The organism is Cystobacter fuscus (genome assembly GCF_002305875.1).
Taxonomy (GTDB): Bacteria; Myxococcota; Myxococcia; order Myxococcales; family Myxococcaceae; genus Cystobacter; species Cystobacter fuscus_A.
Window position 1 is genome coordinate 12,150,942 of record NZ_CP022098.1, and the last position, 22,276, is coordinate 12,173,217.

Here is a 22,276-nt window from a genome sequence, read left to right on the forward strand (position 1 = left end):
GTCGGAGTCCTCCGCCGCTCAGCGGCCGCGCACGATGCGCTTCCACTGCTTGAGGAAACGCAGGCGGGTGAGTTGATCCAGGTTGGCCAGCAGTTGCGGTCCCACGCGGATGGCACGCACCTGCTCGGCGGGAGGCCGGGGCACGTCGACGTCTCCCAGGTCGGTCCTCACCGGCGTCATGTCGCGCTGAGCCAGCAAGGACTGGCCGCGCCGCGACAGCATGAAGTCCAGGAACAACTTCGCGGCGTTGGGGTGGCGCGCCTCCGTGGGAATGAACGCGATGCGCGAGAGCGTCAGCGTGAAGTCGGCCGGGAAGACGATGCCCACCGACGGGTCCTTCTTCCGCCGCTGGAGCGCGTAGGAGCCAATCATGTTGTAGACGAGCAGGTGCTCGCCGGAGACGAGCCGCTCCATCATCGCGCCCGTGGAGGTGTAGAGCCGGGGCTCGGTGCCGGCCATGGCCTCCACCAGGCTCCACGTGTCCCGGCTGATCTGCACGTCCTGGGAGATGAACAGGAAGCCCACGCCGCTGCGCTCCGGGTCGTAGCTGGCCACCTTGCCCCGGTAGAAGTCCTTCTTCGCGCGCAACAGCTTCTCCAGGTCGGCGCGCGTGCGCGGCACGTCCTCCGGAGGCATCAGCCGCTTGTTGTAGGCGATGACGAGCGGCTCGGCGGTGACGCCATAGCCCTCGTTCTTCCACACCGCCCAATCGGGCAGGTTCGGCTTCTCCGGCGAGGCATACGCCTGCGCGTAGCCGTCATTGATGAGCTTCACCTGGAGGTCCATCGCCGAGCTCCACACGAGGTCGGCCGTGCCCTGCCCGGCCGCCACCTCCGCGATGAAGCGGCTGTAGATCTCCGTCGAGTTCTGGTCCGCGTACTCGACACGCACACCGGGATAGGTGGCCTCGAACTCACGGATGAGCGCGGCGGCCTCGCTCGCGTCCGTGGCGGAGTAGATGCTGAGCACGCCCTCCTTCTGGGCGGCCTCGATGATGCGAGCGTAGGAGCGGGGATAGCCTTCGGGCAGCGGAACGTCGGAGCCCTCGGCCGCGGCACCTGTCGACAACAGGGCCACCGCCAGGGCGGTCAGCATTCGTTTCAAGGAAGACCTCTCGGGTGTCGGGGTTCCCAATTCGGCTTGTCTTGCAACACCGACGATATGAATCGAAGCTGTCACCGACCTGTCGCGCGCCGGTGAGGAGGTCGCTTGCGCATCCTGATTGTCGAAGACAACGCATCCCTGGCGCGTGGACTCACCGCGTCATTCAGGGCGTCTGGGTTCGCCGTGGACCATGTAACGCATGGCGTCGCGGCCTTGGATGAAGAGCGGCTCGTCCCCTACAACCTGATGATCCTCGACGTGGGCCTGCCGGACCTCAGTGGCTTCGAGGTGCTCAGACAGCTCCGCCAGCGCGGCTCGAAGACGCCGGTGTTGATCCTCACCGCGCGCGCCGCCCTCAACGACAAGGTGAAGGGACTGGACCTGGGAGCGGACGACTACCTGCTCAAGCCTTTCGAGCCCGCCGAGCTGGAGGCCCGCGTGCGCGCGCTGCTGCGACGCGGCCAGGGACAGCCAGCGCCCGCCCTCACGCTCGGTGGGTTGGTGTTCGATCGCTCCACGGGGACCGCCACGCTGCATGGGCGTCCGCTGGAGCTGCGCCGGCGGGAGTGGGCCGTCCTGGAGAGCCTGATGATGCGGGCGGGAAAGGTCGTCACCAAGGAGCGGCTGAGCACCGAGGTGTTCGGCCATGACGAGCCGGTGGGCCCCAACGCGCTCGAGGTGTACGTGGGGCGGCTGCGCAAGAAGCTCGAGCCCGACGGCCCCACCATCCGCACCATCCGTGGCCTCGGCTACCTGCTCAACGCCTCGTGAAGACACCGGGTGAATCGAGCTCCCTCACCACGCGGCTCGTGGTGGCCATGGCGGGTCCCCTGCTGGCGCTGGCACTGGTGCTGGGATTGGGAGGCGCCTGGCTGATTCACGGCGTGGTGCAGCGCAGTGGGGATCGCATCCTCGCGGGCTCGGTGGGCGCCATCGCGGAGACCGTGGCGCTGGAAGACGGGGAGCTGACGCTGGACCTTCCGCCCGCGGCCTTCGGCATGCTGGAGAACAGCGAGCGCGACAACGTCTACTACGCCATCCGGCACGAGGGACGGCTCATCACCGGCTACCCGGAGCTGGCGTTTCCCCCCGAGCCCCCCGAGCGCGACACCGTGGCCTTCCGTGACGAGACGTTCCGAGGCCAGCCGGTGCGCGTGGCGGCGGTGAGCCGGAGGATTCCGCGGCTCAAGGAGCCGGTGGTGGTGCAGGTCGCGGAGACGCTCGAGGCGCGGCGGGCGCTCCAGGCCCGCATGGTGTTCGGACTGGCCCTGCTGGAGGCCGCTCTCATCCTCGGCGCCGCGCTGACGGCCCGGCCCGCCCTGCGGTGGGGACTCAAGCCCCTGGCCCGCGCGCGCGCCAGCGTGGAGGCCAAGGCCCGCGCCGCGCCCGTGGAGCTGTCACCGCTGCCGCTCGCGTCCGTGCCCACCGAGCTGCGCCCCTTCGTCGAGGCCGTCAACGCACTGCTGTCCCGGCTGGAGGAGTCCACCGCGCGCATGCGCCGCTTCACCGGCGATGCCTCCCACCAGATGCGCACCCCGCTCGCGGTGCTGCGCACGCACCTGGCGCTCGCCCTGCGCGAGGACGCGACAGAGCAGGAGCGGCACACCGCCCTGTCGGAGGTGCGGGACGCGACGCTGTCGCTGGAGCGGCTCCTGACGCAATTGCTGACACTGGCGCGAGCGGAGGAGCGCGGCGCCCTGCCCGCGCTGCAACGGGTGGATTTGAATGGCCTCGCGGCCCAGGTGACGGCGGACTTCGTGCCCCAGGCGTTGCGCGCGGACGTCGAGGTCCAGTTCGAGGGCCATGAGCCGGAGCTGCCCATCCGCGCGGATCCCGTGCTGGTGCGCGAGGTGGCTGGCAACCTCCTGGACAACGCCATCCGCTACCACCGGCGGGGCGGGCAGGTGACGGTGCGGGTGACGTCCCGCGACGGAGCGCCCTGGCTGGAGATCGAGGACGACGGCCCCGGGATTCCTCGCGAGCAGCGCGAGAGCGTGTTCCAGCGATTCCACCGACTGCCGCGGGACCAGTCCCAGTCCGGAAGCGGGTTGGGCCTGCCCATCGTCCGCTCGCTCGCGCAGCACATGGAGGCCGAGGTCGTCCTGCGTGATGGGACGGGCGGTGCCGGACTCACGGCCGCCGTGCGCTTCCAGCCGTGGAATGAGCGCTAAGGGCGTGGCCCGTTGTTATGCGCCACCTTCAGCGGCGTGGCCTTGCTAGGTTGCGCCGCCAGGAACGGCCGAAGGAACCCCCAGGATGATCACGTCCATTCAACTCCGGAGCTTCAAGGGCCACCTCGACACCATCGTGCCCCTGGAACGTCTGACCGTGCTCGTGGGTCCGAACGGCACCGGAAAGACCAGCGTGCTCCAGGCGCTCCGACTGATCTCCGAGCTGGCGCACAATCGGGCTGAGAATGTCCTTCGCGGTGACCTGAGACCTCAGGATCTCTTGAGCCGCTCACGACAGGGGCCCACCACCCTCGCCGTGCAGGGAAGGGACAACGCGCAGGATTGGAGCCTCGTCCTGCAATTCGCTGAACCGGACCCGCAGGGCGTCCACAAGGAAATCCTGAGGAGGACGGAATGGTTGTATGGCTCGTACTCCGGTGACCCTCGGACAGAATTGCATGCCCTCCAACACGCAAGATCCGAGGCGGAGGGCAACAAGATCCCATCGCTCGTCAGCCCGGCGGTGCTCTACCACTTCGACGCCCGCCGGATCGCCGCCGCCGCCTACAGCTCCGAGGAAAACCCAGCCGTCGACGCGGACGGAGGGAACACCGCGGTCGTTCTCGCGGCATTGAAGCTCGAACGTGAAGAGATCTTCGAGCAGATCGAGTCGGAGCTGCGCAAGATCGTCCCGAGCGTTCAGCGGATTCGCGTCCGACGGGTCAAGATGCCACCCACCGACAACTCCAATGAGCCCCGGGTCGGCAACAAGATCTTCATCGATTTCCAGGGCGCCCCCGACGTCCCGGCCCACGGTGCCAGCGAAGGCACGCTCGTCACCCTCGCGCTGCTGACCGCGCTCTTCAGCCCGAACCGCCCGCGCATCCTGCTGCTCGACGACATCGATCAATCCCTCCATCCCCAGGCGCAGATGGAGCTGATGGGCGAGTTGAAACGCCTCCTCGAGAACTTCCCGGAGCTCCAGCTCGTCGCCACCACGCATTCCCCCTACATCCTCGACGCCATTGAGCCCTCCGATGTCCGGGTGTTCGCTCCGCGTAAGGATGGTTTAATCGCATGCCGGAGCCTCTCGGATCATCCGCAAGCGGAGAAGATGCGCGGAGTCCTCACCACCGGTCAGCTCTGGAGTCTCGATCCGGAGTGGCGCTGGGTCGCGGGGGAGGGCTGAGATGGCGAAGCTCCTCGTCTTCTGCGAGTCCCCCGCCGATCTCGAGACCATTCAGGCCCTCGTCGAGCGCGTCCTCCGGGAGCAGGGTCCTGATTGGGTCCGGGATCTCCTCGATGGTCCCGACGAAGGAGCCCGAGAGTTCCGCGAGTGGATGCCCGATGGTGAGGGCCGGAGCTATTTCGATCTCCACAAGTTGTCAGCCTATGCGCGCCGCCACAAGCTCCGTGTGCCCCAGGGGCACTTCGCGGGTCGGCCGGGCGAAGCCGGCGCCCTGATGGGACGCACGGCCTTTCTCGTGGCCCGCGAGCTCGCGCTCCAGGACACGAAGCTCGAAGCGGTCATCCTCGTCTGGGACATGGATGACCAGGGACAGGACAGACGCAAGGGTCTGACTCAAGCCAGCACCGAGGCGCGTTCCCTCGTCCCCTTCGAGATCGTCCTCGGTTGTCCCGACCCGATGCGCGAGGCCTGGGTGCTCGCCGGATTCGAGCCCGAAACGGAGGCCGAGCGGGAACGCCTCGCCGCCATGCGCCAGGAACTCGGATTCAACCCCTGTGAAGAGGCGCACCGGCTCGATGCGAAGAAGGAGCAGGCCAGGCGAAATCCCAAGCGCGTGCTCGAGGAACTCACAGCCGGCGAGCGCGATCGGGCGGTCCGTTGCTGGACCGAAGCGCCCCTCACGCGATTGCGTGCTCGCGGCGGGCCCAGCGGGCTGAGCGCGTTCCTCGATGAGTCCGCGCGGTCGCTGATTCCGCGCCTCAGTGGAGAGCCCCCCAAGCCGCCCCCCGCCCAGGACTGACAAAGACCGGAGCCCAAGCCTCTAACCCAGCGCGGAAACCCCCGCGGCGCACAGGAGCAGGCCCACTGCCAGCAGCACCCCGCCCAGCACGTCCGAGCCCTTGAGCGAGGAGAGTTGCTTCTCCGTCTCGCCAAACACTTCCAATTCCGAACCCCCCGTGAGCACCAGCCCTCGTGGCCCCTCCCTCACCCACCCCAGCGCGACCACCGTCGTCCCCAGCTCGAGCCGCTCCTCTCGCAGCCGCGTGCGCAGGTCCGTCCTGCCCTCGCGAGCGCTGATGTAGCGCGCGAGCAGATCCTGCCGGATCTCGGGAACCCAGGCGGCGAGGCCGGGAGCGAACTCGCGCGCGCGGAGGTAATGGAACACCGCCCCCTCGGGCTCGAGCTCGATGCGGCCGGACTCGTCGTCCAGCCCACAGCCCGTCGCGTATTCCTTCTCGGAGTACACCGTCTCCACGAGCTTCTTCATCTCCTCCTGCACTTCCTGGACGGTCATCTGGAAGTAGGCGCAGTCCACGTCGGCCAGCGGCGCGTGCACGGGCTCCCGGGCCACCACCTGCCCCACCATCTTCACGAACGCGCCCGCGCGAGCCTCTCGCACCAGCGTCCTCGGCATGCGCCGCAACCGCGCGCGCAGCGTCCGGCCCACCACCAGGAGCGCGATTCCAGCGAGCGACACCCCCAGCCCCAGGAGGAGCACCACCGTCATGGCGTCTTGCATGCCCCCGGTTGCTACCCCAGCGGGTTGGGAGAGCGACAGGGAGCCCCTTTCGCCCGCTACTCTTGTGCGAATACGCTCATATCTGCTCTTTTGGTTGCGAATTCCTCTACATTCATGCACTTTTCCGAGCATGAACGCGCATACGCCCCTGATGGTCCTCGTGGCGGGCCCCTACCGGTCCGGAACGGGGGATGATCCCGCGAAGCTCGCCGCGAACGTGCGGGTGATGAACGAGGCCGCGCTCGCCCTCTACCGGGCGGGACACCTGCCGGTGACGGGCGAGGCCCTGGCGCTTCCGTTGATCGAACTGGCCGGCAGCAAGGCCATCGGGGACAGCGTCTTCAACGAGATCTTCCACCCCATCGCCCGCCGGCTCATCCCCCACTGTGACGCCGTGCTGCGCGTCGGAGGCCCCTCGGCGGGCGCGGACGAAATGGTCAGCATGGCTCGCGCCCACGGCAAGGCGGTGTACTTCGGGCTCGACGAGCTGCCCCCGGCCCATGGAGAGATCTCGCCGCCCCCGGCGCCCCGTAACCCGGGCGGCTTCCGAGATCCTCGGACGGAGCCCTCGCGCAACGACGCCGTGCGCATCACCGACGTGCGGGTCCTGTCCTCCAACTGGTACGTCCTGCGCAAGGTGACGTTCGACTACCGGCGCTCGGATGGCACCTGGAGCCGGCAGAACCGCGAGGCCTATGACCGGGGCAATGGGGCCACCGTCCTGCTCCATGACGCCTCGCGGGGCACGGTGCTGCTCATCCGCCAGTTCCGGTTGCCGGCCTACGTGAACGGCCACCCCGACGGCATGCTCCTCGAGGCCCCCGCGGGCCTGCTCGATGGCGAGCACCCCGACGCGGCGATCCGCCGGGAAGTCGAGGAGGAGACCGGGGTACGCATCGGCGAGGTGCAACCCGTCTTCGACCTCTTCATGAGCCCGGGCTCGGTCACCGAGCGCCTGCACTTCTTCGCCGCGCCCTACACCCGGGACACACGGGCTGCGGAGGGCGGGGGGCTCGCCGCCGAGGGCGAGGACATCCAGGTGCTCGAGCTCCCATTCTCCGAGGCCCTGCGGAAGATCGACTCCGGGGAGATCATCGACGCGAAGACCATCCTGCTGCTCCAGTGGGCCGAGCGCCACGGCCTCCTCGAGAGGACCTGAGGAGCACCTGGGACGCCTCACTGGCGCATGAGCTGCTTGAGCGGCAACGAGACGAGGAAGGCCGCTCCCTCTCCAGGGGTGCTCCGTGCCCGGATGCTCCCCCCGTGACGCTCGGCGATCTTCCGGCAGATGGCGAGACCAATCCCCGTGCCCTCGTACTGGCCACGCCCGTGCAGGCGCTGGAACACGTTGAAGATGCGATCGGCGAACTTCTCCTCGAAGCCGATGCCGTTGTCCTCCACCACCAGCTCACACCGCTGGGAGCGAGGATCCACCGTGCCGCGCACGGAGATGACCGGAGGCACGCCCTCGCGGCGGAACTTGAGGGCGTTGCCCACCAGGTTCTGCAGGAGCTGGCGCATCTGCGTGGCATCGGCCTCGAGCACGGGCAGCGCCTCCAGCGTGACGGTCGCTCCCGCCTGCTCGATCGCCGACTCCAGGTCCGCCAGCACCTCGCGGGCGACCACGGCGAGGTCCACCTGGGAGAAGGGCCGGGTCTTCGACGATACCCGCGAGAAGGCGAGCAGATCATCGATCAGCCGGCGCATGCGAGTCGCGGCGCCCTGCATGCGATCGACGTAGTCGCGGCCCTCGGGGCTGAGCGTGGTGGCGGACGTCTTCACCAGGCGCTCGCCGAAGGTCTGGATCTTCCTCAGCGGCTCCTGCAGGTCGTGCGAGGCCACATACGCGAAGCTCTCCAGCTCGCGGTTGGAGCGCTCCAGACTGAGCTGGGAGTGCTTGAGTTCGGAGATGTCGGTGAGGATCACCGTGAAGCCGACGAGCTGCTGACCCATCCGGATGGGCGCGACCCGGGCCATGTACCACTCGGCGCCGGTGTGGAGGGAGGGAGGAATCTCGAAGGCATAGCGCTCGCCGGTCGTGAGCACCTTCTCGATGATGCCGCGGACCCGCTCGACCATGTACGGCTCGAACCAGGAATAGAGGAGAGTCCCCATCGCCATCTCGGGGGTGTGCAGGGGCAGGGTGTAATTGAGGAAGCGGATCCTCGCCTCGGCATCACAGGCGAACATGATGTTCGGCGACTGTGCGATCAGCGTCTGGATGCCAAACACGTCCTCCGTCTTCTTCGTGCGGCGCGCCTCGAGCCGGGCGGACAGGTCGTTGAGCGCCACGGCCAGCGGAGCGAGCGGTCCGCTCCCCACGTGCATCGGAGCATGCGGCTGTTGGGCTGCCATCCTCGCGACCAGCGCGAGCAACTCCGCGATCGTCGTCTCGGGAGCCGCCGCCTTCTCCGGCGCTTCGTCCTCCGCACTCATGTCCCCCCCTTTCGATGGGTGTGTTCCCCAAGGGAGTCTTCTGCTGTGGGAGAAGGTAGTGGCGCAATCCCGCGTGCGGACAGGGGGAGGCGCCAGGACCCTCCCCAGGCGCGCCTTCAACCAGGCTCGGCTCGCATGAGCCCTCCGCGTCCGCCTCCGAAGGTCCACACGAGCGGCTCCCCGTCAGGCCCGGAGGAGCCAGGACGTCCCTGGCGCGGCGGACGCTCCGGCGTCCACGACCGCGGCTGCTGACCCGAGGTCTCGAATCCATTCGCACACGTCCCCCGTGCCCCTCCGGGCGCGGGCCAGATTCCGAGAAGGTCATGCAGCCGAACTTGAACCGGCTCCTGCGGGCGCTCGCCCGCGAGGGGCTCGATGTGACGTACGACGGTCGTGTCTACACGGTACGCCTCCAGCGGGACGCGCACGCTCCCCCCGCCGAGGTGCTTCTTCCGCCCGACCTGCCCGTAGAGGGCAAGGCCTTCCAACAACTCGCCGCGCTCGCGGCGCTGAAGCATCCGGACGGAGGCCGTGTGAAGCACGTGCGCGCCACGCCGGACTTCCACCCGGGCGACTCCGGAGTGGCCATCGGCTCGGTGGTGCACACGGAGGGGCTGGTGGTGCCCGGCGCGGTGGGCACCGACATCAACTGCGGCATGCGTCTGCACGTCGCGGACATTCCCGTGGAGGCCTTCCTCGCCCGCCGCGACGCCTTCGTCGAACGGATGAAGGGCCACTACTTCTTCGGCACCCGGGACGTGGCCCTGGGCTCGCGCGCGGTGGAGGCGCTCCTGCGCGACGGCCTGCCGGGTTGGCTCGTGGAAACGCTGGAGCAGCCACTGGGCGCGGTGGCGAGGGCGGACCTGGGACAGCTCGATCGGGAGTCCACGCGGGTGCACCTGGGGGGAGCACTCGAGGGAGATCCAGCGTGGGCGCCCATGGGGCTGCGCCGCGAGGGCGTGGTGCGAGACCCGGGGCTGGCGACCATCGGCGGGGGCAACCACTTCGTTGAAGTGCAGCGGGTGGAGGCGGTGGTGGATCGCGCGCGGGCTTGGCGGTGGGGCGTGCGCGAGGGGCAGCTCGCGTTCATGGTGCACTCCGGCTCGAGGGACCTGGGCAAGCACGTGGGGCTCACGTGGCAGGAGCGGGCGAGGGCCACGTGGCCGGTGGGGGCGCCCTTCCCGGAGAGCGGAATCCTGCCATTGGCGGATCCGGCGCTGGTGCGCGAGTACCTCCGGGCCGAGGCCACGGCGGCCAACTATGCCTTCCTCAACCGGCTGCTGTTGGCGGAGCTGTTGCGGCTCACCCTGCGGGAGCTGTTCGGGGACGTGGAGGCGCCGCTCGTCTACGACGTGCCGCACAACATCACGCTGCCGTGGGAGGGCGGGTGGCTGGCGCGCAAGGGCGCGTGCCCGGCGGAGGAGGAGCAGCCGGTCATCATCCCCGGCTCCATGGGGGCCGAGTCCTATCTGATGGTGGGGCTGGGCAATGCGCGGGCGCTGGCGTCGGCGTCGCACGGAGCGGGACGGGCGCGCTCGCGCTTCTCCATGGCGCGGGGCGGAGCGGATCAGCGGGAGGAGGCGCTGGGGCTGACGGGAGTGGATTGCATCACCTTGCGAGCCGAGCGCCGCATCGAGGAGGCGCCCGCGGCCTACAAACCGATTGGCCCGGTGGTGGCCTCGCAGGTGGAGGCGGGCATCGTCCGGGAGGTGGCGCGGATGCGCCCGCTGATGACCTTCAAGGCGTGAGGCTCAAGGCGACGGGGTAAAGGAGGTGGCGCAGGTCCGCTCCAGCGCCGCCGTCAGCTCGTCACACTCCAGGAGCCCATCAACAGCACCCGTGAAGGACGCCTCGGCCTCGTAGACTTGCCTCGCGGGAAACCCGGAAGAAGCGAGCCGTGCGTTGTGCTTGTCCTTCAAGCACAGCGTCGTCTCCTTGGGCTGGGTGACTTCATCGAGGCTCGCGCGGTTCTTCTCCCAATCCCCGAGCTGCGTGTGGCACCGACCACAGCCCTCTTCCGCGCAGAGCTGCCATGCCTCGCGGGTGTGCTGATAGAGCCAGGCCTCGATGCTGTAGAAGGGCACGAGGAGACGCAGGCGCTTCATCCGCGTCTCCACCTCCGCTGGGAGTTGAGAACGCACGCCCGCTTCAATAGGCGAGCGCATGCGCGTGAGAAATTCGCGGACGTTCTCGCTCGATTCATGCCGGGACCAGGGCTTGTCTCCATCGATGTGGTAGAGGACGAAGCCGTGGGGCTTGAGGAGTTCGGTGATGATGCTGCGGATGAGCAATCTACGATTGCGCTCGTCGAGCGGATTGTTGCTCTTCCAGAGGTTGGCGTGCATGGCGCGACGCGCGCTCTCGTCCTCCAGGGGCTTGAAGTCGATACGGTGGGTCCACACGGCGGGGACGAGCAATTTGAACATCTCCTTCACGAGTGCGCGCACGGTGTCGTAGGCGCCCGCTCCGGAGTCCTCGGTCAGCACCATGACCGACAGGGTATTGGTGTAGCCGCTCACCAGAGTCCCTTCGCCTGGAGCAACTCGCCCACCTGCTGGAAGCCGACCTTGTAGGAGTCGAAGAAATCCTCCGCGGCCTCCTGGGACATGTTCTCCCAGACCATCTGTTCCGAGTTCCTGTCCCGACTACAGAGGATAAATGTAGATCGGACATCCACTGGAGACTCGAAGCTCAAGTAGTCGAGCAGGAGTGGATTTTGACTGGTCAGAAAGACCTGCCGTTCACCCAGCAACTCGAAGCAGGCTCGAATCCATTCATGATGAAGCCCATTGACGAGTTCGTCCGCGATGATGGTCGACTTCGCCGAAGCTACATAATGCATAAAGGCCAGCATGCGCTTTTGACCATAGCTGAGCATTTTTTCCGACACCCTCCATCCTCCCCGGTGTTGGAAATAAAATCTCAAACCACCCAGATGCATGACACCACCTGTCTCTTTTCTGGTCGAGTCCTGCAACTCGAAGATGGCTTCAGCAGATTCAAAGTCGAGAAGCTGAATTGTACGCCTGAGGAACGGAAGATCAGCATCCGTCAGGATGTACCGATCTGCTGCCCACTTTTGCGTGGCCTGAGCGGCGAGCTGCTCTTTGAATATATCACTATTGAGCCCCAGGTCTCCAGATAAAGAGAGCTGTCCATCATCATCCTGCTTCAGTTGAAGCCGATACTTACCAAGTCTGTCAAAATACTCGAGAGCCTCATCAAAGCGGCGCGTCATAGCCTCGAGGAACAAGCTCATCAAGTTGGAAACTGTATCTTCCAACCCGGGCGCACCTCGACTTAGCAACCATTCCCCCAACCCCGAAACCATCGTCACCCAAATCCGTGAATGAAAACTCTCAAGAGATACTTCCGATTCTGGTTCATCTATGCGTCGAACCGATCCACTCTTACCCTTAGCATCGACTTTGATTTGAATTCCTGTGGACTTCTCAAGGAAGACAGCAGTGAGCGACATCTCTGGAGAGCGCAACTCACCTGCAGAGGCCAAGACGTCCGAATACAGAGGTGAAAGGCTCTTCAGCTCCGAGGGAATAGCTGACCGACTCTCGTTACGCACCGAGACGGTGGCTGACGCCTTGTCCGAAGCCCATTCGTAGGAAATGTCGAATTCTTCATCCTTGAAGCCAGTAAAATCTGACCTAACGGACGTCGCGATGAGGTTGAGCAGCGTGGTCTTCCCGGTGCCATTCTGTCCGAGCAGCACATTGTGCCCCGCGTTGAACGTCAGCCGCGTTCCCGGCTTCACCGAGCGGAACTTGTTCACCTGGAGCCACTGGAGCTTGACCATCGGACACCTGATTGCGGCGCAACGCGCCCACGGAGGAGAACGCCGAGAATACGTGCCGGTCCTCAGGTGTCCAGCGGCATGCCTCTGTCGGAGGATTCTCGTGGATGACCGCGAACACGACCATGGAGGCAGGCGGTCCTGACGAATCGGGTGAGTGGTAGCCTACCCTCCAGGATCTCTTCACCGGGAGAAAGGCCGCTGTCATGTCCAAGGAGCCCATGAGTTCCGAGGTGGCGGGGAGTGTTGGCGCGCGAGGGCTGGCTGGCATGGCGCTCTGCCTGCTGGCCTTCGTGGTGCAGACCGCGTGTGTCACGAACACTTCCCTCGATGCATCCCCGGTGGAGACACGCCGCCACCAGCGCGCGACCCACCCGAACAACCCAGCCACGAAGGAACTAGCAGAGAGCGAAGCCAGGAGCACCCACTCGCGGCCATGGAGCCAACCCAGCAGCGCGAGGGACGTAGACGAGGCGGAACACCGGGAAGGGAGCGCGATTGGCTGGCCGGATGGCGTGGGGGATGGCCGGCCCCTCACGGTGCCCATCACCCTGGACTACTTCCAGGGCTTCCTCGTGCAGGCCGGGGTGCCCACCACCGCGGTGCCCACGGACGGGCGCACGCTGTCCCCAAGGCAAGCGCTGGAGCTGGTGCCGCACCTGCTCTCCACGCCGGTGACATTGGGCAACTTCGGCTCGCGACGCATGGCGGCGCACCTGCTCCTGGAAGTGGCCACGGGTAGAGCTCCGGTGTCCCGCGACGAGTTGCACGCGCGCATGCGGCGCTTCTCTCGGCTGCTGGTGCTCCGCCCGGATGGCTACCTGGTGAAGGCCACCTCGGGGGTGGCGGTTCAGAAGGCCGGCCAGGTGGTGCTGGCCAATGACGGGACGCTGCGAGCCGGCCGCTTCGAGGTGGGCCCGTTCTACGCGATCGACGGCGGGCGACTCTTCCCGGTGGATGTAAAGCTCGAGGTGCCGCACGGGGCTCCACCAGCGGGCAGCTACGAGCCGGACGACAACGCCGGGTTCGCGGTGGCCGAGGGCGCCGTGCTGGCGGTCGTGGACATGGTCGAGGGTCTCTACCGGCTCGTCTTCCACACGGGCGAGACGCTCGAGGGGCTGTCCCAACTCCCGAGCGCGGTGCGCCAGCTCTACGAGAACTCGCCGCGGCTCTGGGAGGAGTTCCGCCACAAGCCCTATGCGGAGAGGGTGCGCACCGTGTCCCGGCTCGCGACGGGCATCGTCCTGACGGTGGGCACCTCGGGAGCAGGGGCCTCGAAGGCCGCATCGTGGGGCGGGAAGCTCGGCGGCATGAGTGTTCCCCTGCTGTCGATGTCGGGGGACGGTCTCCTGGCGGTGCGCCTGGTGGCGGTACCCGCGAGAGGTGCCGTGGCCGTGGCGGGCAACGCACTGAGCGCCACCTACGTGCTTCACATGGCCAACACGGGAGCCCGGGGCGCTGGGGCCGGTGGTGGGTGGCCTCCAGTGGGTGGGCCCGGGCAGTGGGTGGAGGACACCTCCAGCATGTCCGAGCAGGCCCGGGACTACCAGGCCCAGGTGACGGGCGCACCCAAGCGATGGGCCTACAGGGTTTGTCGAGACGGTGAGTGCGTGAATTACGACGGCTACGATCCGCAGACGGGCACCCTGCTCGAAGCCAAGGCACGCGAGTACGACAAGTGGTTCGACGAGAATCTAGATCCTAGATTTGAATACAGGGGTTTGGACAGTATGATTGATCAAGCTCGGCGACAGCTACGGGTAGCGGGTGAGTTCCCGCTTCGCTGGCACGTCGCGGAACCACGGATGGTGGATGTGCTCCGTAAGCATTTTGCTCCACAGGGTTTTCACCGCATAGAAATTGTTTATACGAAGCCCGGAGCCGTGAGGACCGCCACCCATGAGTGAATCCTACGGAGCTGGAGCCTATTGGGGGCGTCGCCCTGAGTCGGTCGAAGAGTGCGCTCGACGTGCGGAAACATTCTTCCGGCTCATGGCGGAGTGCCACCCGAACTATGCCCGCTGGTACGAGCAGAGCAACTCCATCCGGAAAGCGCTGCAGCTCGGCTTCGAGCCTACCCGCGAGACCTTCGTGAGGTTCTTCGGGCGGAAGAAGTACCAGAGCGGGAATGACGGGTTTCACTTCAGCGCCTGGACGGGGCGCGAGAAACAAGACCAGGGCGGCATGGTCATGTTCAACTGCGGGTCGAAAGCCGAATTTTCGCCCAACGTGCTGCGCCTCTTCTTTCCGACTGAACCCCTGGGCCACGAGCGCATGCTCAGCTCGCCAGTTGTCTCCGGCATCATGCGGGCCATGGCCGTGGCCTGGGAGCCAGAATGGGCCCTCGCGACGGCGGACGGACTGTGGGACCAGCTCTCCAATGGCAGTCGGCTCGGCTGCTTCATCGGCTGGATGACATACTTCTCGCGCGAACGTGGGGAAGTTGCACCTCTGCCCGCCCCCGTACGGGTGGAGCCGGTAGGAGACAAGGGCACGCTCGTCATCCTCACCCCGGAACGACTCACCCCGAGCAATCCCGAACATGTGGCCCTGGCACGGCGCGTCCAGACTCTGCTGGAGGAACAGGGTCTGCTCCGTCTGGTGATTCAACCACGGCCCGCACCCACCTGACTCACCGCTCCTCGGGCACTCCAGCATCCACGCTGGTGGGAGCACGCTGCTCCTTCAACACGGGCAGGAAACATCTGCCTTTGTACGCGAACGTCAGGCGTGGGCAGGTTGGAGATCTCTGCTCGAGCGTACGCCAGCAGGTGCCGGACAGTTCCACCTCGATCCCTTCCGTACAGGGGGCCTGCTTCTGATTCCTCACCGGGAGCGGTGCCTGCTCGTACCGGGCGGAGCCCGGCGGGTCGACCCGCACATCCGTGGCCCACTTCTCGTCTGGAGCCTGAACACTCGGCGCCTCGGGTGAAACGCGTACCATGGACACCAGCGCCAACAGCACCACCGCGGCGAGCACGAGCCCCCTGGGCCAGTGGCTCCGCCGCTCCACTCGCGCGGGAACGGGGGGCGGCGGCGGAGCGATCCAGGAGGGCTTTGGCCTCGGGGGCCGGACGAGGCGCCGCTCGGGACTGCCCCCCTCCTGAGCCGGCGGCACCTCTTCCCACTCGAAGATGCTCGCGTCCCACGCGGGCGCCCCATCGCTGGCCGCCGCCACCAGCGCCTCGTGCAGCGCCGCGCCACTCGGGTAGCGCTCCGAGGGGTCCTTCGACAACAGCCGCACAATCACATCACTCAACGCCCGGGGCACCCGGGGATTGACGAGCACGGGCGCCATCGGCCGCGCCTCGAGGATCGCCATCTGCAACAAGTCCGCCGGTAGCCCCTCGGGGAAGGGTTGATGCCCGGTGGCCGCTCGGTAAAGACAGACGCCCAGCGCATACAGGTCATCGCCCGGTTGAAAGGCATAACGCGCGCCGGGGTGCTCGCGGCTCTTCCACAAAAAGCGCACCGCCTCGGGGGTGAGCAGGTACAGGGTGGCCGGAGGGAGCGGACCCGTGGTGAGCGGTGCCGCTCCCTCGTACCAGCCCACGCCGAAGTCGAGCAGCACCGGTTGTCCATCCGACTCACGCACCAGGATGTGCTCTGGCTTCAGGTCGCGGTGCAGCACGCCTCGCGCATGCAGCTCGCCCAGGGTGTTCGCCACCGTCGCCCCCACCTCTGCGAGCCGCCGGAAGGTGGTACCTTCCTTCTCGGCCCACACGTCCAGCGCCAGACCGGGCACCCAATCCATGACGAAACCCAGACACCCCTCGCGAGGGTGCGGCCAGCGCGTCCAGCCGTGGAACCCCACCACGTGGGGATGCGCCGCCCGGGTCATCATCAGCTCCACCTCGCGCTCGACCCGTCCGTCGCTCGCGTACCACGCGAACTTGAGCGCGTAGAAGTCCCCCGGGTGCTCCAGGTCCTCCACGCGGTAGACGGCGCCCTGGCCTCCCACGCCCAACGGCTCCACCACGCGCCAGCGGCCCACCCGCGTCCCCGGGGCCAGGGCCTCCGGGTACAGCCGCACCGTTCCAGGACTCGTGGCCACCCGTGCACCTCCGCGCTCGTCCCACCGCCGGGACGAGCGCTCAATACCACGACCTGACGCCGGAGGTCACCTCGTCCGGCCCACCTCCGGCGGCCGGCTCACGGGCACGCGCCCGAGGGAGCGGGCGTGCGGGTGAGCGTGCCGGTCTCGTCGATCCGCGGCGTCAGGCCCGAGATGACCCCGGACACGGCGCGCGCCGTGGCGATGAAGGAGCGCGGGCCCGTCACCCCGACCTGGTAGATGAAGCGGCATCCGCCCACCCACGAGCTGTCCGGACCCGAGGGGCGCGTGCCATCCGTGCAGCCCAGGGGCGCGAAGCCCACCTGCGCCAGGTCCTGTGAATACTTGTCCTTCTCATAGAGCCAGGAGCGCTCCGCCTCGTACAGCGCCCTCATCTCGCGGATGGCCTCGCCGTCAATGCCTCCACAATCGACGGGCGGGCCCTCCGCCATCGCCACCGCGCTCCACGACCCGCACAGCGCGCCCACCACGGACAGCCACCGCATCGAATGACGCATCAGGTGCACCCCCTCTTGTTTCATCGCGAGCGCAGTAGACAGCCGCACTCGCCAGGGGTTCCAAGCAAAAGCGCCGCGCGGGGAGCGACTTCCGTGTGACGGCGGCGAGGACTCAAGCCGCCGTGGGCTGGGGTTTGCGGCGCAGGAAGAACAGGAAGAGCAGCCCCACGCCCAGGATGCCCGCGAAGGTGATGAGGCCGTCGAACGCCACGCTCGCGCGAGCGCCCAGGCCGCGAAAGCCCGACGCGTGCCCGTCCAGGGCGGTGACGTAGCTGATGGCGAAGTTGGAGGTCGCGACGAAGAGCGTGTACTTCGTGGTGACGGCGGCCCCCTCGCTGACCATGTCGAGCACCATGCCGGCGAAGGCCGCGTAGCCCGCGCCGTTGGCGAAGCTGTAGGCCAGCGTGCCCCAGATATAGGTGGTGGGCGTCATGGGCGCGGCCGCCATGGCGAGGGCGCACAGCCCCGTGAGCCCGCCCATGAGCGCGTAGTTGAGCTTGCGATTCACCCGGTCCGACAGCCACCCGCCCAGCAGCGAGCCGAGCGCCCCGGTGACGCCCATGCCCAGGCCGTTGACGAGCTCCACCACGTGCTCGGGCACCTGGTAGTCGCCCGCCATGGCGCTGAAGAGGTTGGTGAGCGCGCCGCAGCTCACCGGCAGGAGGCACAACACCAGCATGACGAGCCCCTCCCGGCTGAAGGCCGTGCGCACCAGGTCCATCACGATTCCCTTCACGCGCTCCCAGGCCGCGCGCAGCAGGGGCCCCGGCTCGGCCCGGGCACCCGCGCGCTCGACGATGAAGAAGATGCCCACCCCGCTGCCCAGCACCAGCACGGCCATCACCACGCCCACCACCTGCCGGGAGAAGGAGCTGGCGAGCCAGATGCAGAGCGCACCGAGGATGCTCGTGGCCCCCACGTTCCCCGCCATCTGCCAGCCGCCCGTGCGCCCCTTGTCCTCGAGCCGCGTGGTGGTGGCCATGAGCCCGTTGAGCGCCGCGTGCGCCGTGGACGCCGTGGCCTGCATGCCCGTGAGCAGCAGCGTGTAGAGCCCGAGGTGCTTGGAGGGCTCGTCCAGGAAGGCACACGCCAGGAGGAACAGCGCCGTGAGCAGCGTGCAGACGCCGTACCAGATGCGCCGCCAGGGCCCGAGGTCGATGAGCGGCACCCACAAGAGCTTCCAGGCGTGAGGAGAAAAGGCGGTGCCGGACAGCAGGCCGATCTCCGCGAGCGGCATGCCCTCGCGGGCCAGCCAGTAGGGCACCGCCGTCTGCAGGAAGCCCACGGCGGCGCCGAACTGGATCTCCAGCAGACCGAACAGGGGGGGCCAGGACCAACGCTCTTCGGAGGTGGCGGGTGCCACCACTTCGGACTCGATCACGGATGACTCGGGAGGCAAGGGGTCGACAGGGTCCGCAGTGTACCCCTCCCGCCAGGCTCTCTACAGATGCTGGCCCTCGCGCAGGGGGGCCAGGATGGCACGGCCCACGGCGGCGTAGTCACCGCTGAAGTGGTGCCCCCCCTCGAGCTCCAACACCCGCGCGCCCGGCACGTCCGAGAGCAGAGGACAAAGACTCTCGCTGGCCTCGTCGCTCCCATACAGGCACACCACGGGCAGGCCTCCGAGCGACTTCACCGCGGGAAGGATGGGCTCTCCCCCGCCCCCGCCCAGCAGATCCACCACGTGCACCTCCAGCTCCGCTTCCTGGCCCGGCGCGATGAGCGCGAGCGCCTGGACGTTCTTCCGGGCCTCGGCGGACAGCTTCGCCACCACCGACGGGAGCACGTCCGCCCCGCGTGAGTAGCCCACCAGCACCACGCGCGCCTTCTTCCAGTCCCGCAGGTAGTGCGCCAGCACGCGCTCCAGGTCCTTCGCGGTGGCTTCGGGCGTGCGCCGCTTCCAGAAGTAGCGCAGCGAGTCCCAGCCCACCACCGGCACGCCCTGGGCCGCCAGCACCGAGGCCACGTCGCGATCGATGCCCGCCCAGCCCCCATCGCCCGACAGCAGCACCACCAGCGAATCCCCTCCCTCCTTGCCCGCGGGCACCTGGATGAGGGGCAGGTCCGACACGTCCTCCAGCGGCGCGCCGCTCTCCTCCTCCCGGGTGGCCGTCACCGGAGGCGGGGGCGCCGCGTGACGCGCGAGTTCCGCCTCGGCCGCGAGCACCGCGTCCGTCCACCCCCCCAGCGGCACGAGGCCCCGTCCCACCCCGGGCACCCGCGTCACCTCCGCCCGCCGCACGCCCTCCGCGAAGGCCCGCGCCCGCTCCACCGGGAACACCGTGTCCTTCTCGCCCACGAGCACCCGCCAGGGCTCGGAGAGCGGCTTGAAGGGCCCGAGCCGCTCACCCTCACGCGTGCGCTGGCGCACGAGCCCGCTGCCCCTGCACAGGGTCCCGTCCATGCGCAGCACGGGGTTGAACCCCAGGCTCACCCCGCCCGCGAAGGTGTTCACCGGCGCCTGCACGAGGCTCGCGTACACCAGGCCCGCCCCCGCCCCCGTGCCCAGCAGCACCGGATGCAGGTACTCGGGCAGGCCCAGCTTCTTCTGCGTGGACTGGCTGAGCGCCTCCAGGTCCCCCGCCGGGTAGGCACACTTCTTCCCCGCCCCCACCGCCGCGAGGTACGCGGGCGTGCGCACGCCCAGCACCAGCGCGCCCTGGCCCGCCAGCTCCTTCGCCAGCGCCCGCTCCCCCGCTCCCCACCCCGCGTCTCCCGACAGGAAGAGCACCACCGCGCTCGGCGCCCCCGTGGGACGCACCAGCGCCACCTCGCCGAAGCGGCCGAAGGACACCGTGCTCCCCACGTCCGCCGCCCCTCCCACCGACGCGGCGAGCAGCGCGCCCATCACGACCCAGCCCTTCAGGTGATTCATCGTGCCACCAATCCGGCAATGCCCCGCGAGACGAGTGAACCCACGCCCGCGAGCACCCGCGGAAACGCGAGCCCTCCAGGAGAAGCCAGGTAGCGCGGCGTCCACACCGGCTTGAACTTCTCCTTGAACCGACGCAATCCCTGGAAGTTGTAGAAGTGCTCGCCGTGGGTGAAGAGGAACGCGCCCGCGCGCTGCCACAGTGGCGCGAGCGCATGCGACTCGAAGCCGGAGAAGGGCGCCATGCCCAGGTTGAAGCGCTCGTAACCCTGCTCGCGTCCCCACAGCATGAGCGACACGAAGAGGTGATCCATCACCCCCCGGGGCGCGCCCGGCCGGTAGCGCATCAGATCTATCGACAGCTCCACCTTCAACTCGGGCGCCCAGAGGTTGGCGAACCCGAGCAGTTCCCCGCCCTGGCGCACCACCGCCACCGGGCCCTCGCGCAGGTAGCGCTCGGAGAAGTAGCCGAGCGAGAAGCCCTTCTCGCGCGTGTTCTTCTCCTCCAACCACGCATCCGACACGGCCTCGAGCTGGGGCAACAGCGGCTCCACGCTCCCGCGCGGCACCACCTCGAAGATGACGCCCTCCTTCTCCAGCTTGCGGTGCGCGTGGCGCAGCGAGCGGCGCTCGGGCGAGTCCAACTGGAAGTCCGCGAGCGGCACCGTGGCCTCCTCGCCCAGCTTGAGCAGCGACAGCCCCAGGTCCAGGTAGCGCGGCAGCGAGCCAGGACCCACCTGGTAGAAGCACGTCCAGCCGTGGTGCACGTCCACCAGCTCCCGGAAGCGCCACGCCAGCTCCGTGGCTTCCTCGGGCGTGCCCCCCACCGGCTCCCCCATGGACACCCATGCGCGCCCCGCCACGCCGTACATGATGAAGGCCGTGCCCGCCTCGTTGAAGAGCAGCGACTTGTCCCCCACGAGCGCCAGGTGGCTCATGGACTCGGGGGAGCGCGCCACGAGGGGACGGGCCCGGGCCAGGGCCTCCTCCGAGGGAAGCTCGCTCCGGGGCGAGGAGGGCGCGAGCAGCCGCGCGACGCCGAACAACAGCACCACCCCGCACACGCCCACCGAGGCGCGCAGGAAGCGCGGCGCGTCGCCCTCGAAGGTGAACCGCCACCACAGCTCCCCGCCGTAGTCCACGTGCCGGTAGGAGAAGAAGCCGAGCCACACCGACGCGCCCACCACCGCGGCGAGCGCCAGGAGCCACGGCGCGCTGAATCGCTCGGCGAAGAGCGAGGTGTGCCGGTAGAACTGGGCGCGGAAGGGCGCCAGCACCAGCGCCAGCGCGAAGAGCAGACCCGCCTCCTCGAAGTCGAGGCCCTTCACCAGCGACACCACGCCACCCACCCCGAGCAGCCCGAGCGTCAGCACGTACGCCGCGTCCAGGCGCCGCTGAAGGCCCCGGCCGAGCAGCACGAGCGACACGCCCGCGAGGCTGCCGAGCAGGTGGGACAGCTCCAGCAGGGGCAGGGGCAGCCAGCGGCGCAGCACGAGCAGCCGCTCCGCCACGGTGGGCGTCGCGCCGGAGAAGAGCAGCACGGCGCCCGCGAGCACCGCCCCCGCCGCGGCCACCAACGGCACCACCGGAGCGAACGAGGCATGCACGCCCCTGACGATCCGCGACACCCGCTCGCGCCGGCGCATGAGCTCGCTCGCCGCCATCACCCCCGCCGCGAGGACGAAGGGCCCGACGTAGTAGATGGCGCGCCATGCCATGAGCGAGCCCAGCACCGCCGGGGCGGGCACGCGCGGGGTGAGGACGGCGACGAGGATGGACTCGAAGACGCCCAGGCCCCCGGGCACCTGGCTGAGCAGCCCCGCCACCTGCCCGAGCATGTACAGGCCGATGAAGGCCGGCGGGGACAGGTCCGCGCCCTCGGGCAGGAGCAGGAAGAGCACCATCGCGGCGAGCAGCCAGTCCGCGCCCGACACGAGCACCTGTCCCAACGCCAACCGGAGCGAGGGCAACGCCACGGCATGCCCGCGCACGGAGAGCGGCTCGCGCCACACGGCGCACAGGACGACGTAGCCCAGGGTGGCCGCGAGCAGGACGGCGCCCAGCAGCCGCGAGCCGAGGGGCAGCGCCACGATGCCCGGCACCTGGACGGGCTCGGCCACGAGGGCGAGGCCCCCGACGAATCCCAGGCCCAGCCACAGGGTGAGGCCACAGAAGACGGCCACGCGGGACACGTCCACCACGCTCAGGCCCCAGGCGGAGTAGAGGCGGTAGCGCACGGAAGCACTGCTGAGCATGGCCATGCCCAGGTTGTTGCCGAAGGCGTAGGCGATGAAGGACGTCATCGCCACCCGGGGATAGGGCAGTGCCTTGCCCGCGTACGCGAGCGCCAGGACGTCATAGAGCGACAGCAGGAGGTAGTTGGCCGCCGTGACGAACACCGCCAGGCCGACGCGGCCGAGGGGCAGGGCGTCGAGCGCCGCGGACACGTCGCGCCAGTGGAAGTCGCGCAGCTCGCGGTGGAGGACCCAGGCCGACAGGGCCAGCAGCACCACGGGCAGGAGCGCGGTGAGTGCGCGGGAGGGCTTCATGCTCCTCGCGCATAGCAAGGCGCCAGTGCGTGGGCATGAACGGCCCGGCCCATGTG

At 68.3% G+C, this 22,276-nt stretch carries 18 protein-coding genes; 8 read left to right on the forward strand and 10 right to left on the reverse strand.

The window, feature by feature from the left end; genetic code table 11:
• Window positions 1–18 precede the first annotated feature (18 nt).
• Window positions 19–1,095 (reverse strand): ABC transporter substrate-binding protein, encoded by a 1,077-nt coding sequence (locus CYFUS_RS49355; protein WP_095991575.1) that lies wholly within the window; start codon window positions 1,093–1,095, stop codon window positions 19–21.
• 114 nt (window positions 1,096–1,209) lie between these two features.
• On the opposite strand from CYFUS_RS49355, the gene CYFUS_RS49360 reads away from it, so the two are divergent.
• The 4 genes from CYFUS_RS49360 to CYFUS_RS49375 all read left to right on the forward strand — a co-directional run bounded on the left by CYFUS_RS49360 (window position 1,210) and on the right by CYFUS_RS49375 (window position 5,263).
• Window positions 1,210–1,875 (forward strand): response regulator transcription factor, encoded by a 666-nt coding sequence (locus CYFUS_RS49360; RefSeq protein ID WP_095991576.1) that lies wholly within the window; start codon window positions 1,210–1,212, stop codon window positions 1,873–1,875.
• Window positions 1,872–3,275: a sensor histidine kinase gene (locus tag CYFUS_RS49365; protein ID WP_198316401.1), complete on the forward strand. Its 1,404-nt coding sequence runs from the start codon at window positions 1,872–1,874 to the stop codon at window positions 3,273–3,275. The genes CYFUS_RS49360 and CYFUS_RS49365 overlap by 4 nt, the downstream gene beginning before the upstream one ends.
• An 85-nt stretch (window positions 3,276–3,360) precedes the next feature.
• On the forward strand, window positions 3,361–4,464 hold the full coding sequence (locus CYFUS_RS49370; RefSeq protein WP_095991577.1) for an AAA family ATPase: 1,104 nt from the start codon (window positions 3,361–3,363) through the stop codon (window positions 4,462–4,464).
• Window position 4,465: 1 nt separating this feature from the next.
• Window positions 4,466–5,263, forward strand: coding sequence for a hypothetical protein (locus CYFUS_RS49375; protein WP_095991578.1), 798 nt, complete (start codon window positions 4,466–4,468; stop codon window positions 5,261–5,263).
• A 21-nt stretch (window positions 5,264–5,284) separates the two neighbouring features.
• On the opposite strand, the gene CYFUS_RS49380 is transcribed toward CYFUS_RS49375, so the two are convergent.
• Window positions 5,285–5,983, reverse strand: coding sequence for a hypothetical protein (locus CYFUS_RS49380; protein ID WP_157759104.1), 699 nt, complete (start codon window positions 5,981–5,983; stop codon window positions 5,285–5,287).
• A 130-nt stretch (window positions 5,984–6,113) separates the two neighbouring features.
• On the opposite strand from CYFUS_RS49380, the gene CYFUS_RS49385 reads away from it, so the two are divergent.
• The gene (locus CYFUS_RS49385; RefSeq protein ID WP_232537261.1) at window positions 6,114–7,142 is read left to right on the forward strand and encodes an NUDIX domain-containing protein; all 1,029 of its coding nucleotides are present in this window, start codon (window positions 6,114–6,116) and stop codon (window positions 7,140–7,142) included.
• Window positions 7,143–7,159: 17 nt separating this feature from the next.
• Here CYFUS_RS49385 and CYFUS_RS49390 read toward each other — a convergent pair whose 3' ends face one another.
• On the reverse strand, window positions 7,160–8,419 hold the full coding sequence (locus CYFUS_RS49390; protein WP_095991580.1) for a sensor histidine kinase: 1,260 nt from the start codon (window positions 8,417–8,419) through the stop codon (window positions 7,160–7,162).
• Window positions 8,420–8,742: 323 nt separating this feature from the next.
• On the opposite strand from CYFUS_RS49390, the gene CYFUS_RS49395 reads away from it, so the two are divergent.
• On the forward strand, window positions 8,743–10,167 hold the full coding sequence (locus CYFUS_RS49395; RefSeq protein ID WP_095991581.1) for an RtcB family protein: 1,425 nt from the start codon (window positions 8,743–8,745) through the stop codon (window positions 10,165–10,167).
• A gap of 3 nt (window positions 10,168–10,170) precedes the next feature.
• On the opposite strand, the gene CYFUS_RS49400 is transcribed toward CYFUS_RS49395, so the two are convergent.
• Together CYFUS_RS49400 and CYFUS_RS49405 are read right to left on the reverse strand one after the other, a co-directional pair.
• Complete coding sequence (locus CYFUS_RS49400; protein ID WP_095991582.1) at window positions 10,171–10,938, reverse strand: hypothetical protein; 768 nt, start codon at window positions 10,936–10,938, stop codon at window positions 10,171–10,173.
• Complete coding sequence (locus CYFUS_RS49405) at window positions 10,935–12,230, reverse strand: AAA family ATPase (protein ID WP_095991583.1); 1,296 nt, start codon at window positions 12,228–12,230, stop codon at window positions 10,935–10,937. The genes CYFUS_RS49400 and CYFUS_RS49405 overlap by 4 nt, the downstream gene beginning before the upstream one ends.
• 203 nt (window positions 12,231–12,433) lie before the next feature.
• Between CYFUS_RS49405 and CYFUS_RS49410 the strand changes: the two genes are divergently transcribed.
• The gene (locus CYFUS_RS49410; RefSeq protein WP_095991584.1) at window positions 12,434–14,134 is read left to right on the forward strand and encodes a restriction endonuclease fold toxin 5 domain-containing protein; all 1,701 of its coding nucleotides are present in this window, start codon (window positions 12,434–12,436) and stop codon (window positions 14,132–14,134) included.
• On the forward strand, window positions 14,127–14,858 hold the full coding sequence (locus CYFUS_RS49415) for an immunity 52 family protein (protein ID WP_095991585.1): 732 nt from the start codon (window positions 14,127–14,129) through the stop codon (window positions 14,856–14,858). The genes CYFUS_RS49410 and CYFUS_RS49415 overlap by 8 nt, the downstream gene beginning before the upstream one ends.
• Window position 14,859: 1 nt before the next feature.
• On the opposite strand, the gene CYFUS_RS49420 is transcribed toward CYFUS_RS49415, so the two are convergent.
• From CYFUS_RS49420 to mprF, 5 genes are all read right to left on the reverse strand, one after another.
• On the reverse strand, window positions 14,860–16,281 hold the full coding sequence (locus CYFUS_RS49420; protein ID WP_198316402.1) for a serine/threonine protein kinase: 1,422 nt from the start codon (window positions 16,279–16,281) through the stop codon (window positions 14,860–14,862).
• 98 nt (window positions 16,282–16,379) lie between these two features.
• Window positions 16,380–16,799, reverse strand: coding sequence for a hypothetical protein (locus tag CYFUS_RS49425; protein ID WP_157759106.1), 420 nt, complete (start codon window positions 16,797–16,799; stop codon window positions 16,380–16,382).
• Between the two features lie 112 nt (window positions 16,800–16,911).
• Window positions 16,912–18,180, reverse strand: a complete 1,269-nt coding sequence (locus CYFUS_RS49430) for an MFS transporter (RefSeq protein ID WP_095991588.1) — start codon at window positions 18,178–18,180, stop codon at window positions 16,912–16,914.
• Window positions 18,181–18,240: 60 nt separating this feature from the next.
• Window positions 18,241–19,674 (reverse strand): AcvB/VirJ family lysyl-phosphatidylglycerol hydrolase, encoded by a 1,434-nt coding sequence (locus CYFUS_RS49435; protein WP_095991589.1) that lies wholly within the window; start codon window positions 19,672–19,674, stop codon window positions 18,241–18,243.
• Window positions 19,671–22,220 carry a bifunctional lysylphosphatidylglycerol flippase/synthetase MprF gene (gene mprF / locus CYFUS_RS49440; RefSeq protein WP_095991590.1) on the reverse strand — a complete coding sequence of 850 codons (2,550 nt, stop codon included), beginning with the start codon at window positions 22,218–22,220 and terminating at the stop codon, window positions 19,671–19,673. Before mprF ends, CYFUS_RS49435 begins: the two co-directional genes overlap by 4 nt.
• Window positions 22,221–22,276 lie beyond the last annotated feature (56 nt).

Excerpts from the sequence above, each read along its gene's own strand:
- CYFUS_RS49425 (WP_157759106.1), bottom strand. The coding sequence starts at position 16,799 with ATGCGTCATTCGATGCGGTGGCTGTCCGTGGTGGGCGCGCTGTGCGGG.
- CYFUS_RS49375 (WP_095991578.1), top strand. The coding sequence starts at position 4,466 with ATGGCGAAGCTCCTCGTCTTCTGCGAGTCCCCCGCCGATCTCGAGACC.
- CYFUS_RS49415 (WP_095991585.1), top strand. The coding sequence starts at position 14,127 with ATGAGTGAATCCTACGGAGCTGGAGCCTATTGGGGGCGTCGCCCTGAG.
- CYFUS_RS49385 (WP_232537261.1), top strand. The coding sequence starts at position 6,114 with ATGAACGCGCATACGCCCCTGATGGTCCTCGTGGCGGGCCCCTACCGG.
- CYFUS_RS49410 (WP_095991584.1), top strand. The coding sequence starts at position 12,434 with ATGTCCAAGGAGCCCATGAGTTCCGAGGTGGCGGGGAGTGTTGGCGCG.
- CYFUS_RS49380 (WP_157759104.1), bottom strand. The coding sequence starts at position 5,983 with ATGCAAGACGCCATGACGGTGGTGCTCCTCCTGGGGCTGGGGGTGTCG.
- CYFUS_RS49390 (WP_095991580.1), bottom strand. The coding sequence starts at position 8,419 with ATGAGTGCGGAGGACGAAGCGCCGGAGAAGGCGGCGGCTCCCGAGACG.
- CYFUS_RS49355 (WP_095991575.1), bottom strand. The coding sequence starts at position 1,095 with ATGCTGACCGCCCTGGCGGTGGCCCTGTTGTCGACAGGTGCCGCGGCC.
- mprF (WP_095991590.1), bottom strand. The coding sequence starts at position 22,220 with ATGAAGCCCTCCCGCGCACTCACCGCGCTCCTGCCCGTGGTGCTGCTG.
- CYFUS_RS49395 (WP_095991581.1), top strand. The coding sequence starts at position 8,743 with ATGCAGCCGAACTTGAACCGGCTCCTGCGGGCGCTCGCCCGCGAGGGG.
- CYFUS_RS49435 (WP_095991589.1), bottom strand. The coding sequence starts at position 19,674 with ATGAATCACCTGAAGGGCTGGGTCGTGATGGGCGCGCTGCTCGCCGCG.
- CYFUS_RS49405 (WP_095991583.1), bottom strand. The coding sequence starts at position 12,230 with ATGGTCAAGCTCCAGTGGCTCCAGGTGAACAAGTTCCGCTCGGTGAAG.
- CYFUS_RS49370 (WP_095991577.1), top strand. The coding sequence starts at position 3,361 with ATGATCACGTCCATTCAACTCCGGAGCTTCAAGGGCCACCTCGACACC.